The following is a 12,613-nucleotide window of genomic DNA, read 5'->3' as shown; positions in this document are numbered from 1 at the left end:
ATGCCCGGCACGACCCTCGTCGAGCGTTACGAGGACTTCCGCACGCGACGATTCCTCCGTCAGGAAGCTCGGATGTCCACCTGGATGCCGCAGTGGCGTTCTCGTTCCCGCCGCCGCGCGCTGGTGATGGCGCTCGTCGTCATCTTCGCCGGCATGTTCGCGACCGCGGTCGGCACGTACTTCTCCACGCCGGCCGTGCTCGGCTGGATCGCCCTGCTGGTCGTGTTCCTCCCGGTCTGGACCAGCCTCCAGATCGTCTCCAGCCGACAATGCGACGCGCCCCGCCACGCCCTCGACGAGCGCGAGATCGCCGAACGCAACAGCGCCCGCTCCGTCGGCCTCACCGCCCTGCAGTGGCTGGTGCTGCTGCCGATATTCGCGCTCACGTGGGGTGCGGGAGTGGACGGACTCGATCACCGGGCACTGGCCTACGCCGGCGGCGGGACCGCGCTGGCCGCGGTCCTGTTCGGCGGGTGCCTGCCCGCCATGATCCTGGCCTGGTCGGCCCCCGACCCCGACCCCGATACCGACGACCACGAGGAGTCCTCATGACCGGTCAGACGCTCACCTTCGACGGCATCTCCAAACGCTACGGCGACGTCGTCGCGCTGGAGGGCCTGAGCTTCGACGTCCGCCCCGGCGAGATCTTCGGATTCGTCGGCAGCAACGGCGCCGGCAAGACCACCGCGATGCGCATCGCCCTCGGCGTCCTGGCTGCCGACGGGGGTGAGGTGCGGCTCGGCGGCCGGCCGGTCGACCTCGAGGTCCGCCGCTCGATCGGTTACATGCCCGAGGAACGCGGGCTCTACCCGAAGATGAAGGTGGGTCGTCAGCTCACGTACTTCGCGGAACTACACGGGCTTTCGCGTGCCGAGGCGAGCGAGTCCGCGCGCCGGTGGACCGAGCGTCTGGGGATCGAGACACGGGTGAACGACACCGTCGACGCGCTCAGCCTCGGCAACCAGCAGCGCGTCCAGCTCGCCGCCGCACTGGTCCACGACCCCGCGGTACTCATTCTCGACGAACCGTTCTCCGGACTCGATCCGGTCGCGGTCGACGTCATGAGCGACGTCCTCGTCGAGAAGGCGAACACCGGTGTCCCGGTGATCTTCTCCAGTCACCAGCTGGATCTGGTGCAGCGGCTGTGCGACCGGGTCGGCATCATCTCGAAGGGCCGGATGAACTCGATCGGCACCGTCGACGAGTTGCGTGGCAGCGGCGACGTGCTCCTCGAGGTCCACGCGCCCGCGGCACCCGCCGGATGGGCCGATCACCTGTTCGCGGTGACGACCGTCAGCCACGCCGACGGCCGCACCGTGCTGTCGCTCGGCTCGGGCGCCGACGACCAGGCCGTCCTGCACGCCGCCCTGAAGACCGGACCCGTACACGAGTTCGCGGTCCGCAAACCGTCCCTGACCGAACTGTTCCGAGAGGTGGTGTCCGCATGAACGTTCGGAACGGCCTGAGCCCGGCCCGCGCGATCGCCCTGGTCGCTCGGCGCGAATTCCTGACCCAGGTGCAGAAGAAGAGCTTCCTGATCAGCAACGTGATCGTCCTGATCGCGATCGTCGGTGGCATCGTCGCCGCCTCGATCTTCTCGGGCGGCGACGACGAGTCGCGGTCCACAGTGGGGCTGGTCGGCGATCAGTCGTTGAGCGCCGCGCTGGTGGCCACCGGTGACGCGGCCGGCAATCCGGTCGAGGTCACCGAGATCGGCGACGAGCAGGCCGCCCGCGGCCAGGTCGAGAACGGCGACCTCGACGTCGCGCTCGTGCCCGGCACCGGCGGCAGCGTCACCGCGATCACCAAGTCCGAGATCGACGCTCCGCTGCGCGTCGTGCTCGACGGCGCCGTGGCCGCACAGGCACAGACCGCCGCGCTGGCGGCGCAGGGCGTCGACGCGGCGCAGTTGGCCGAGAGCACGAAGTCCGCCGTCGTCACCGTCGACGCGATCGACCCACCGGATCCCGAACGCGGACAACGCATCGCGCTCTCGACCGCGGTCGTGATCCTGCTGTACATGCAAATCCTCGCGTTCGGCATGTACGTGGCGATGGGTGTGGTCGAGGAGAAGTCGTCGCGCGTGGTGGAACTGCTGCTGTCGACGCTGCGACCGCTGCAGCTGTTGTGGGGCAAGGTGATCGGCATCGGCGCCGTCGGCCTGGCGCAGCTCGCGGTGTACGGCGTGGTCGGCGTGGGCGCCGGCGTCGCGACCGGCGTCCTCACGCTCGGTGGCACCGCGTGGGGCACGCTGGTCGGCACCCTCGGCTGGTTCGTCCTCGGGTTCGCCTTCTTCGCGGTGCTCTACGCCGCGACCGGGTCGATGGTCTCGCGCCAGGAGGACGTCAACTCCACCGCGATGCCGCTCACGATCTTGATCATGGCAATGTTCTTCGCCGCGTTCAGCGCCGTGCAGAACCCGGACGGCCCGCTGTCGAACGTGCTCAGCTGGATCCCGCCGTTCTCCGCGATCCTCATGCCGCTGCGCATCGCCGCCGGCGTCGCGAGCGGAGTGCAGATCGTGGGCACCGTCGCCTTGATGCTGCTCGTCACGGTCGCGATGTCGGCCCTGGCCGCCCGCATCTACCAGCGATCGATTCTCCGCATGGGCAAGACGGTCTCGTGGCGTGAGGCCCTCGCCCGGTAACTAGGCTGAACCACGGCGACCGCGCCCGCTGCCGGGTGCGGTCGCCGTCGGCGATTCGCGAGATGGAGGAGGGCCCATGTCCCGCACCAGAATGTCGGCTCGGGACCTGATCGCGCGGGTGTTCGACGCCGACAGTTTCGAGTCGTGGGACACCGCCCCGGTCGACGTCGACCCCGACCCGAAGTACCGCGCCGAGCTCGCCGCCGCGGCGGCGCGCTCCGGCGTGGACGAGTCGGTGCTCACCGGTACCGCATTGCTCGGCGGCCGTCGCGTCGCCGTCATCGCGTGCGAGTTCTCCTTCCTCGCCGGGTCGATCGGGGTGGCCGCGGCCGAACGGATCGTCACCGCGGTCGAACGCGCCACCGCCGAGGGGCTACCCCTGCTGGCGTCCCCCACGTCGGGCGGAACTCGCATGCAGGAGGGCACCGTCGCGTTCGTGCAGATGGTCAAGATCGCGGCGGCAGTCGCCGCGCACAAGGCCGCGCACCTGCCGTACCTGGTGTACCTGCGCGACCCCACGACCGGTGGCGTCTTCGCGTCGTGGGGATCGCTCGGGCACGTGACGATCGCCGAACCCGGCGCGCTCGTCGGATTCCTCGGCCCCCGCGTGTACCAGGCCCTGTACGGCGCCGAGTTCCCGGCGGGCGTCCAGACGTCGGAGAATCTGTATCGCAAGGGCGTCATCGACGGGGTCGCGTCCGTCGAGCAGCTGCGCGAGCTCGTCGACCGTGCGCTGCACGTGGTGTGCGACCCGGCCGACGCCACGGTGCCGATCCCCGAACTCGCCGCGCCCGAGGACATCCCGGATGTACCGGCTTGGCAATCCGTGATGTCGTCCCGCCGCACCGACCGCCCCGGTGTGCGCGAGCTGGTACGGCACGCGGCCTCCACCCGCGTGCCGCTGAGCGGAACCGGTCAGGGGGAGGTGGACTCGACCGTCCTGCTGTCGCTCGCCCGGTTCGGCGGCCGGCCGTGCGTACTGTTCGGTCAGGACCGTGCGGGCCAGTCGGCCCTCAACACGATGGGCCCGGCCGCGCTGCGGGAGGCCCGCCGTGGCATGCGGATGGCCGCCGAACTCCGGCTGCCCCTGGTGCTGGTGATCGACACGCTCGGGGCGGCGCTGTCGCAGGAGGCCGAGGAACGCGGCCTGGCCCCGGAGATCGCGCGCTGCATCTCCGATCTGGTGACGCTGCGAACCCCGACGGTGTCGGTGCTGCTCGGTCAGGGCACCGGCGGTGGCGCGCTCGCATTGCTGCCTGCCGACCGCGTACTCGCGGCCCAGAACGGCTGGCTCGCCCCGCTTCCCCCCGAGGGTGCGAGCGCCATCGTGCACCGTGACACCACCCACGCGCCGCAGATGGCTGCGGCGCAGGGCATCCGGTCGCTCGACCTGTTGCGCGACGGCGTGGTCGACGCGGTGATCCCCGAACTTCCCGACGCCGCCCTCGAACCGGTCGAGTTCTCGCGCCGGGTCGGCGCGGCGATCGCGCACGAACTCGCGGCGTTGGACGACCTCCCGGTCGACGACCGGATCACGACACGCACGTCGCGCTACCGCACTCTCGGCCTGCCCGGGAGTTGACGCTCCGGAGGATCCTGCGCCAGTCCTCCCGGACCGAGCCACGATCGATCACGCGCCCCTCCCCGCCGGACGAGAGCGCGGTCAGCCGATCGTCGGAGCGAACTCGCCGTAGGTGGTGCCGTCCCCGCGCCACAACTCCGACGAGCGCAGCCGGGCCACCACCGCGTCGAACGCGTCGACGAGCCATTCCCGGTCCGCGGCCGCGAGCAGGTCATCGGAGCGGTCGAAGAAGCGCACCGCCCACAGGCCGTCACCGTCGTCGGTGGCGGTGGACAGATCGCCTCCCTCGTTGGTGGCGAGGAGATATCGGCCCAATTCGAACTCGACCCGAATCGCGTATGTAGATCCCACGTTGACGATGCCGGCCGGGCGTTGCGTCGCCGCCGCCAGGGCGACGAGAGCGTCCGCGTACCGCTCGGTGTGCTGACGGGTCAGGGGCACGGCGCGGCCACCCGCCGCGTCGGGACGGGCAGCACGGGCCCGAGGTCATTCGGATGCATGGCGCCGATCCTTCGAACGGAGCCGCACGCGCGATCGATTCGCGTGCCTATCGACCTTTTCCCAACACTCTCACCTTCTCACGACAACCGACGCGGCCTACCTGCTCTCCCACCCTTTAGACGCACGGATGACGCCGAACCGAACGCCTACAAACCTGTGATCTACGACACATTTCCGACGGACGCTCGGTGCGGTTCGGGGAAGTGGTGATCGGCACGCCGGCTCGGTTAAAGTCTGCGTGCCTCACTCCCGCGACGGCTTCGACGGGAGGAGTGTATTCAGTGACCGAACGGGCCGTGGACGGGCAGAGAGGGCTCGACCATGCCTATCACCATCACCGGGGTGAAGACCCCGACGACACCTTCGCGCAGTTCGTCGACCGACACGGTCGTGAACTGCGCAGATACTGTCGGCAGCTGGCTCCCGACGACCACACCGCCGAGGACGTCGTGCAGGAGACGTTCCTGGCCGCGTGGAACCGGTTGGCCTCGTTCCGCGGCGACTCCTCGATTCGGACGTGGCTGTTCGCGATCTGCACTCGGAAGATCTTCGACCTGCACCGACGCCGGCGACCGGACCTGGTGGACGACGAGACACTTCGCGCCCTCCCGGACGGGCCCGAGGTCGAGCCCGCATCGGTGGCGTCGAACAATGCCTTCCTGCACGCTCTCGACAGCGCTCTGCGGCAGCTCCCGCTTCGCCAACGCGCATCATGGGTGATGAGAGAGGTGGAGGCGATGACGTTCCCGGAGATCGGCAAGGTGCTGGGGCTCAGCCCGGACGCGGCGCGCGGTCAGCATCGGCGTGCCGCGGCGGCGCTGGCGGTGCTGCTGGAAGAGTGGCGATGACCGCGCAGCGGATCGAAGGAGGCCGGCACGATGGTGCACACTGACCCGCGCACGGACGGGCGGGCGCCGGGCGCCGACGAGGTCGTCGCGATCGCCGAGGTGTCCGACCTGCCGCCGAACAGGCTGGCGTCGATACTGGTGTCCCTCGGCGAGAGCATCACCGACGAGGACGACCTGGTGAACCTGCTCGACCGTGTCACCGAGGTGGCGCACGAGGTGATCGACGGTGCCGACTGCACGGGCGTGACGATCGACTTCGGCGGGCGGACGTACACGGCCTCGTACACCGACGGACGCACCCTGCGGGTGGACCACGAGCAGTACGCCGCCGGTGAGGGCCCCTGTCTCCACGCGTCGCGCACGCGCGAGACCGTGCTGGTCGACCTGGACGAGGCGACGGACCGGTGGCCCGCATTCACCGAAGCGGCACGCGCCGAGGGGATATGCAGCTTCCTGGCCGCCCCGCTGTTCGTCGCCGACCGCACTCTCGGCGCCCTCAACCTCTACGGCCGTGCTCGCGCCGCATTCGACGAAGTGGACGCCGACGTCCTGGAACTGCTGACGAGCACGGTCTCGCGGGCCATCGGCGAGTTCGCGCGGTTCAAGTCCGCGCGCGACGCCGCGGACGCACTGCAACGGGCACTCGAGACGAGGGCGCCCATCGAGCAGGCCAAGGGCATGCTGATGGCTCTGCACCGGATCGATGCCCAACAGGCATTCGAGGTGCTGCGCAAGCAGTCGCAGACGACCAACACCCGGTTGCGGGACGTGGCGGCAGACCTGGTCGAGAAACTGAGCGCGACGGACGGTTCCGGCGCGGGCGAGGCCGTCTCCTGACGCCGGTACCCGGCCCGGACGCGGTGGTCGCCGCCCTGTCCGACGTGGCCGACCCGGACGACGCGCGCCGGTTCGCCCGCTTCTTCAAGACCGCGCCGGGCGAGTACGGCGCCGGTGACGTGTTCGTCGGCGTGCGGGTACCCGCAATCCGTGCAGTGGCCAAGACCTTTGCCACGCTTTCGCTCGACGACGTCGACACGCTGCTCGACAGTGCGGTGCACGAGTACCGTCTGGCCGGCCTGTTGATCCTCGTCGAGCAGTTCGCGCGCGCGAGCCGGACGCGCAGCCGCGACGAGCAGGCCCGCGAGCGTATCGCCGATCGGTATCTCGCGGCGGTGCTGCGGGGCCGGGTGAACAACTGGGACCTCGTCGACCAGTCGGCGCTGCACATCCTGGGTGACTGGCTCTACGACCGACCCCGGACCGTCGTGTTCGAACTGGGCGCGGACGACGATCTGTGGCGTCGACGGGTCGCGCTGCTCACCACGTTCGGCTTCATCCGACGCGGCGACGCGTCCACGACCCTCGAACTCGCGGCCCGCGTCCTCGGCGACCGGCGGGACCTGACCCAGAAGGCGACCGGCTGGATGCTCCGCGAGGTCGGCAAGCGCGTGGACCGGGCGCTGCTGCTCGCTTTCCTGGACGCCCACGCGGCGGACATGGGGGCGACGGCCCTGAGCTACGCCACCGAACACCTGGACACCGACGCCCGCGCGCACTACCGGTTGCTCCGGGGTAGCCGACGGTAGCCGTTCGGCGACCGTTCCGGCCCGTCCGCCGCACGGCCGACCGGTGACCGGTCGCGTGCCGGGGCACCGGCCCGCCGGTCGAATAGGGTGTTGTGTGCATCACAGCTGCAGTGACGTGGCGTCCGCCGACGCTGTCGCTGTCAGGACCGAGAGGACACGAATCGCGATGAGCACCGCCGAGCGCGCCACCAGCGCCTACTCCACCGCCTTCACCGAGAGCGTGGAACAGCCGGACAGCTTCTGGCTCGACGCCGCCCGAGCCGTCGACTGGGACACCGCGCCCACGCGGGCACTGGACGACTCGAACGCGCCGATGTACCGCTGGTTCCCCGACGCCACGCTCAACACGTGCTTCAACGCGCTCGACCGGCACGTGCGGGACGGCCGCGGCGACCAGGCCGCCCTGATCTGGGACTCGGCGATGGTGCCCGCTCGGCGTACGTACACGTACTCCCAGCTGCTCGCGGAGGTCGCGCGGTTCGCCGGGGTGCTCGCCGAGCAGGGAGTCGTGGCGGGTGACCGGGTCGTGGTCTACATGCCGATGATCCCCGAGGCCGCGATCGCGATGCTGGCGTGTGCCCGCATCGGCGCCGTGCACTCGGTGGTGTTCGGCGGCTTCGCCGCCAAGGAGCTGGCCACCCGCATCGACGACGCGCAGCCCGTCGTGCTCGTGACCGCCTCGGGCGGCCTCGAGCCGGGGCGCACCGTCGAGTACCTGCCGATGGTCGACCAGGCGCTCGGCCTGTCGGCGCACCCCCCGCACACCGTGATCGTGAAGAACCGCGAGTCCGTTCCCGGGTCGGCGGCCGACTACCGCGACCGCGGCTCCGCGTGGTTCGACTGGGACGAGCTGGCGACGGACGCGAGCGATGCCGCGCCGGTCTCGGTCGCCGCGACCGATCCGCTGTACATCCTCTACACGTCCGGCACCACCGGAAAGCCCAAGGGCGTGGTCCGCGACAACGGCGGGCACGCGGTGGCCCTCACGTGGTCGATGCGCAACATCTACGACATCGGTCCCGGACAGGTGATGTGGACGGCTTCGGACGTCGGCTGGGTCGTCGGCCACTCGTACATCGTGTACGCCCCGCTGCTCGCGGGCGCGACCACCGTGATGTACGAGGGCAAGCCGGTGGGCACGCCCGATGCGGGCGTGTTCTGGCGAATCATCCAGGAGCACAACGTGTCCGCCCTGTTCACCGCGCCCACCGCGATTCGCGCGATCCGCAAGGCCGACCCGGACGCCGCGGAACTCGGGAAGTACGACGTCACCTCGATGACCACACTGTTCGCCGCGGGCGAGCGCCTCGATCCCGACACCTACGAGTGGGCCACCGAGAAGCTCGGCGTCCCGGTGATCGATCACTGGTGGCAGACCGAGACCGGCTGGGCGATCGCGGCGAACCTGCGCGGGCTCGAGCCGATGCCGATCAAGGCCGGCTCCCCCACCGTGCCGGTGCCGGGCTACCGCGTCGACATCGTCGACGGTGCGGGCACCCCGGTGCAGGCGGGCACCGAGGGCAACATCGTCATCGCGCTGCCGCTGCCCCCGGGCACCCTGACCGGGTTGTGGCGCGACGAGGACCGCTTCGTCAAGTCGTACCTGTCGACGTTCGACGGGTACTACCTCACCGGCGATTCCGGCTACATCGACGAGGACGGGTACGTGTTCGTCCTGGGCCGCAGCGACGACGTCATCAACGTTGCCGGACACCGGCTCTCGACAGGCAGCATGGAGGCGGTGGTGGCGTCGCACCCCGCGGTCGCGGAGTGCGCCGTGATCGGCATCCACGACGATCTCAAGGGTCAGCGCCCCAGCGGCTACGTGGTACTCAAGGCCGGCGTCGAGATCGATCCGGAGGTCCTGCGCACGGAGCTGGTCGCGATGGTCCGCGAACAGATCGGTGCGGTCGCGACGTTCCGGGACGTCACCGTCGTCCAGGCGCTGCCCAAGACTCGGTCAGGCAAGATTTTGCGCAAGACCATGCGGCAGATCGCCGACAACGCCGAGTACACCGTGCCCTCGACGATCGAGGATCCCGGGGTGCTCGACGCCCTCGCCAAGCTGCTGCGCGGATAGCGCCGTTCCCTGCGCGAAGGCCCCGCCCGTGATGGGCGGGGCCTTCCCGTAATTCGGATCAAACGACGATTTCTCCCCAAATCCACCACAAAGACATACTCGACGAAAGCGGTAAAAGGCCAGGTCAGACGCGTGCCGACATTGACTATCACGGTACGATCACGGTAAGTTCACGAATAGAGATCGCTGCTCCGAAGTCATCGCGGTCGTCCCGAGTCCTCATCGCCCGAGGGGGAGATTTGTCCGTCGTAGCCACGCAGTCAGTGCACGCCCTGCTCCGAGACCTGGTCGCGAACAGTCCGCGCCGCCATTTCCTGGACGACACCGAGGGTATCGAGACGTCGAACCAGGCCGCGCTCGCGCGCGACGTGGTGGAGACGGTCCACGCGTGCCTCGAGCCTGCGATCGACTGCCTACGCGCGTCCGAGCGCGACGCCCACGACACGGATCCGACCTGGGCGGCCGGACCGGGACCGCGCGTCCTCATGGCGATTGCGCACTACGAGGAAATTCTGGGCGCGCTGCGTGACACCGCGTGGGCGATGGACGCGGGACGGACGAGCACCGCGTGGACGCTGCTCAGCGCGGCGGGCAGACGACTGCGGGTCCTGGCCGCGCTGGCGTCGCCGACCGGAGCGGACATCGCCCGCGACCTGACCGTCTCGTCGGCGTACGCGCGTGCCCGGTACGCGGCCGTATCCGCCGCAGACGGTGACGGACTCAGCCTGCCTGCACTCGCCGAATCAACGAAGATCCCTGCCGCAGAGAGCGTTTCGACCGGGGTTGCCGACCCCGACCGGACCGTCGCCGGCCTGCTCGAGACGATCGAACTGGGCGCCGAGACCGGCCGCGACGGCGGACCGTTGAGCACGCTCCTGCGCCCCGGCCGGCGTGAGGACTACGCACACCTGGCTGCGGTGGGCGGACACCAGGCCCGGCTCCTCCTCGAGGTCGTCCGGTGTGCCACCGATGTGCTGTGCGGCTTCGCCGCGACGACCGCACCCACGTCGGAATGGGGCACGTGGGCGGACGACGTGCGCGACGCCGTCGACTTCGCCGGCGACTGTCTCTGACTCCGACCCTCTGACACCCGGACGGTCAGCGGCGCACCCGCACCGGGACGGGATCGACCAGAACGCAGCGGGCCCCCGAGAAGATCGTCGGCATGCACTTGTTGCAGTGGATGCACAGTGAGCGCGTGCGCGTTTCCTCCTGGATCCGGTTGATCAGGTCGGGTTCACGCAGCAGCGCGCGGGCCATCGCGACGAACTGGAAGCCTTCCTCCATCGCGGTGTCCATACCGGCCTTGTCGGTGACGCCACCGAGCAACACGAGCGGCATGTCGACCGCCGCGCGGATCTGCCGGGCCTCCTCGAGCATGAACAGCGGCTCGTACGGGTACGCCTTGATGAACGCCTTGCCGACCATCTGCACGCCCAGCTTGACCGGTTGGGGCATGGCCTGCGCGAAGTCGCGGACGGGCGCATCGCCCTTGAACAGGTACATGGGGTTGAGCAACGAGCTGCCCATCGTCAGCTCGAGGGCGTCGAGGCTGCCGTCGGCCTCGAGCCACTGCGCCACCTGAATCGCCTCGTCGACCCAGAAGCCGCCCGGCACGCCGTCGTCCATGTTGAGCTTCGCCAGGATGGCGATTCGGTCACCCACCGCCTCACGGACCGCGCGCGCCGTCTCCCGCACGATCCGCGCACGGTTCGCGAGCGAACCGCCGTAGTCGTCCTTGCGCCGGTTCAGTTTGGGGCTGAGGAACGAGCTCGCGAAATAGTTGTGTCCGAAGTGGATTTCGACGGCGTCGAAGCCGCCCTCGATCGCGAACCGCGCCGCGTCGGCGTGCGCGCGCGTGATGCGCGCGATGTCGGCGGCGGTGGCGGCGTGGATCCGCTTCATGCTGAGCGGACTGAACGAGTTCGACGGCGCCAGCGCCGGCAACCCGTTCGACTTCTCGTTGGCGACCGGGCCGGCGTGCCCGATCTGCGCCGACGCCGCGGCGCCCTCGGCGTGGATCGCGTCGGTGAGCCGGCGCAGACCCGGCACCACCTCGGGGCGCATCCACAACTGTCCGCGCTCGGTGCGGCCCTCCGGTTGCACCGCACAGTAGGCCACGGTCGTCATACCGACGCCCCCGGCTGCGGGCTGCCGATGGAACTCGATCAGCTCGTCGGTCACCAGCGCGTCGGGCGTGCGCCCCTCGAACGTCGCGGACTTGATGATCCGGTTGCGGAGCGTGATCGGGCCCAGCGTGGCCGGCGCGAACACATCGGGCGGCGTGATACTGGTCACCGCAAATCCTTCCGTCGAGGGGCGGCCCGAGGTTATACCGGTGCCAGCGGTCTCGAAAGTGGGGATGTCCACTGGATGGGATGCGGTGCGGTTCCGTGGACCGGCCCCGTTCGGATCGGCTCTCGGATCAGCTCTGGCGACCAGCCTCAGGAGCAGACGGCGCCGGTGAGGCCGTGAATCGTGCGGGCCTGCTCCGGCGTCGGCACGACGCCGTCGTGCTCGGCCCGGTCGACGATGTGCGCCGTCACTACCCGCTCGTCCACGTTGTTCGCGAGGTCGTCGCACGATTCGATCGCGATGTCGGCGATGTCGTCGTCGTCCCGGCCGACCGCGAACTGCGGGTACTGCGCCCGGAAGGCGGCGACGAACTCCGCGAGGCGCTGCGGGTCGTATCCCTGCGTCGCACGCGGTGGGTGTTCGTGGTCGTCGTGCTCGTCGTGCTGGGGCATGACGTCGGTCGTGGCGGCGGGACCCTGCGGCCCCGTGCGGTCGTCCGGCACCCCGTCGGACCCGCACGCCCCCAGCAGTAGGACGGCCGCGACAGCCAATCCGGTGATCGGCACTCTGCCCGCGCCCACTGCGCCCATGCCCCGGGGTGCCCCGGCCGCTGCAGGCCGAAACGTCTCAGCCGCCGGCCACCGCACGCACGGAGATACCCAGGTAGACCAGCATCAGCACGAAGAGGAACCATCCGGCCCCCTGCCAGACGGTCCAGGTCCCGTCGCGGCGCCACGTGCGGTAAGCCTGGACGAAGGCGCCGATGCCACCCAGCAGCAGCAGTATCGCCGGCACCATTACGACCACCACGCGGGCGGTGTCGCTGCACAGGCGACCGTCTTCCGCGCTGCAGTCGCCCACGTCCGAGCCGATGGCGATCGAGACAGCCATCGCGATCAGGGCTACGACGATGATCGCGGCGTCGAACAGCGCCGCCTTCCGGAACGTCGCCGGATCGGACCAGCGCTTCTCCACGTCACGGGTCATGGGCCTCCTTCCACCACCGGTGGATTACCCGTGCGCCGGCGGCACCAAACCGGCGTTCACGTCACACGGGCACCCCGTGGGGCGGAG

General features: G+C 69.9%; 13 protein-coding genes. 9 read left to right on the top strand and 4 right to left on the bottom strand.

Features of this window, described 5'->3' with window-relative positions; translation table 11 throughout:
• The 4 genes from E7742_RS01065 to E7742_RS01050 all read left to right on the top strand — a co-directional run bounded on the left by E7742_RS01065 (position 1) and on the right by E7742_RS01050 (position 4,229).
• Positions 1-552, top strand: a complete 552-nt coding sequence (locus E7742_RS01065) for a hypothetical protein (protein WP_137797231.1) — start codon at positions 1-3, stop codon at positions 550-552.
• Positions 549-1,448, top strand: a complete 900-nt coding sequence (locus E7742_RS01060) for an ABC transporter ATP-binding protein (protein ID WP_137797230.1) — start codon at positions 549-551, stop codon at positions 1,446-1,448. The genes E7742_RS01065 and E7742_RS01060 overlap by 4 nt, the downstream gene beginning before the upstream one ends.
• The gene (locus tag E7742_RS01055) at positions 1,445-2,647 is read left to right on the top strand and encodes an ABC transporter permease (protein WP_137797229.1); all 1,203 of its coding nucleotides are present in this window, start codon (positions 1,445-1,447) and stop codon (positions 2,645-2,647) included. Before E7742_RS01060 ends, E7742_RS01055 begins: the two co-directional genes overlap by 4 nt.
• Positions 2,648-2,723: 76 nt before the next feature.
• On the top strand, positions 2,724-4,229 hold the full coding sequence (locus tag E7742_RS01050) for an acetyl-coenzyme A carboxylase carboxyl transferase subunits beta/alpha (RefSeq protein ID WP_137797228.1): 1,506 nt from the start codon (positions 2,724-2,726) through the stop codon (positions 4,227-4,229).
• A gap of 81 nt (positions 4,230-4,310) precedes the next feature.
• Here the strand turns inward: E7742_RS01050 and E7742_RS01045 are convergent, their stop codons facing one another.
• Complete coding sequence (locus E7742_RS01045) at positions 4,311-4,670, bottom strand: hypothetical protein (RefSeq protein WP_137797227.1); 360 nt, start codon at positions 4,668-4,670, stop codon at positions 4,311-4,313.
• Between the two features lie 341 nt (positions 4,671-5,011).
• Here E7742_RS01045 and E7742_RS01040 point away from each other — a divergent pair, with 341 nt between their 5' ends.
• From E7742_RS01040 to E7742_RS01020, 5 genes are all read left to right on the top strand, one after another.
• Positions 5,012-5,578, top strand: a complete 567-nt coding sequence (locus E7742_RS01040) for an RNA polymerase sigma factor (protein WP_137797226.1) — start codon at positions 5,012-5,014, stop codon at positions 5,576-5,578.
• A 30-nt stretch (positions 5,579-5,608) separates the two neighbouring features.
• On the top strand, positions 5,609-6,415 hold the full coding sequence (locus E7742_RS01035; RefSeq protein ID WP_137797225.1) for a GAF and ANTAR domain-containing protein: 807 nt from the start codon (positions 5,609-5,611) through the stop codon (positions 6,413-6,415).
• A complete protein-coding gene (locus E7742_RS01030) occupies positions 6,412-7,164 on the top strand; it encodes a DNA alkylation repair protein (protein ID WP_254699252.1) in 753 nt (250 codons plus the stop codon). Before E7742_RS01035 ends, E7742_RS01030 begins: the two co-directional genes overlap by 4 nt.
• A gap of 166 nt (positions 7,165-7,330) precedes the next feature.
• Positions 7,331-9,244: a propionyl-CoA synthetase gene (locus E7742_RS01025; protein WP_137797223.1), complete on the top strand. Its 1,914-nt coding sequence runs from the start codon at positions 7,331-7,333 to the stop codon at positions 9,242-9,244.
• 263 nt (positions 9,245-9,507) lie between these two features.
• Complete coding sequence (locus E7742_RS01020) at positions 9,508-10,317, top strand: hypothetical protein (RefSeq protein ID WP_254699123.1); 810 nt, start codon at positions 9,508-9,510, stop codon at positions 10,315-10,317.
• 25 nt (positions 10,318-10,342) lie between these two features.
• Here E7742_RS01020 and E7742_RS01015 read toward each other — a convergent pair whose 3' ends face one another.
• The 3 genes from E7742_RS01015 to E7742_RS01005 form a co-directional block, all read right to left on the bottom strand.
• Positions 10,343-11,542 carry an NADH:flavin oxidoreductase gene (locus E7742_RS01015; RefSeq protein ID WP_137797221.1) on the bottom strand — a complete coding sequence of 400 codons (1,200 nt, stop codon included), beginning with the start codon at positions 11,540-11,542 and terminating at the stop codon, positions 10,343-10,345.
• A gap of 146 nt (positions 11,543-11,688) precedes the next feature.
• Positions 11,689-12,105: a hypothetical protein gene (locus E7742_RS01010; RefSeq protein WP_137797220.1), complete on the bottom strand. Its 417-nt coding sequence runs from the start codon at positions 12,103-12,105 to the stop codon at positions 11,689-11,691.
• A gap of 61 nt (positions 12,106-12,166) precedes the next feature.
• Positions 12,167-12,526, bottom strand: coding sequence for a hypothetical protein (locus E7742_RS01005; protein WP_137797219.1), 360 nt, complete (start codon positions 12,524-12,526; stop codon positions 12,167-12,169).
• Positions 12,527-12,613: the final 87 nt, after the last annotated feature.

It is taken from the genome of Rhodococcus sp. SGAir0479, assembly GCF_005484805.1.
Lineage (GTDB): Bacteria > Actinomycetota > Actinomycetes > Mycobacteriales > Mycobacteriaceae > Prescottella.
This window is presented reverse-complemented; position numbering and strand designations above follow the sequence as displayed.

Excerpts from the sequence above, each read along its gene's own strand:
- E7742_RS01065 (WP_137797231.1), top strand. The coding sequence starts at position 1 with ATGCCCGGCACGACCCTCGTCGAGCGTTACGAGGACTTCCGCACGCGA.
- E7742_RS01060 (WP_137797230.1), top strand. The coding sequence starts at position 549 with ATGACCGGTCAGACGCTCACCTTCGACGGCATCTCCAAACGCTACGGC.
- E7742_RS01055 (WP_137797229.1), top strand. The coding sequence starts at position 1,445 with ATGAACGTTCGGAACGGCCTGAGCCCGGCCCGCGCGATCGCCCTGGTC.
- E7742_RS01050 (WP_137797228.1), top strand. The coding sequence starts at position 2,724 with ATGTCCCGCACCAGAATGTCGGCTCGGGACCTGATCGCGCGGGTGTTC.
- E7742_RS01035 (WP_137797225.1), top strand. The coding sequence starts at position 5,609 with ATGGTGCACACTGACCCGCGCACGGACGGGCGGGCGCCGGGCGCCGAC.
- E7742_RS01025 (WP_137797223.1), top strand. The coding sequence starts at position 7,331 with ATGAGCACCGCCGAGCGCGCCACCAGCGCCTACTCCACCGCCTTCACC.
- E7742_RS01005 (WP_137797219.1), bottom strand. The coding sequence starts at position 12,526 with ATGACCCGTGACGTGGAGAAGCGCTGGTCCGATCCGGCGACGTTCCGG.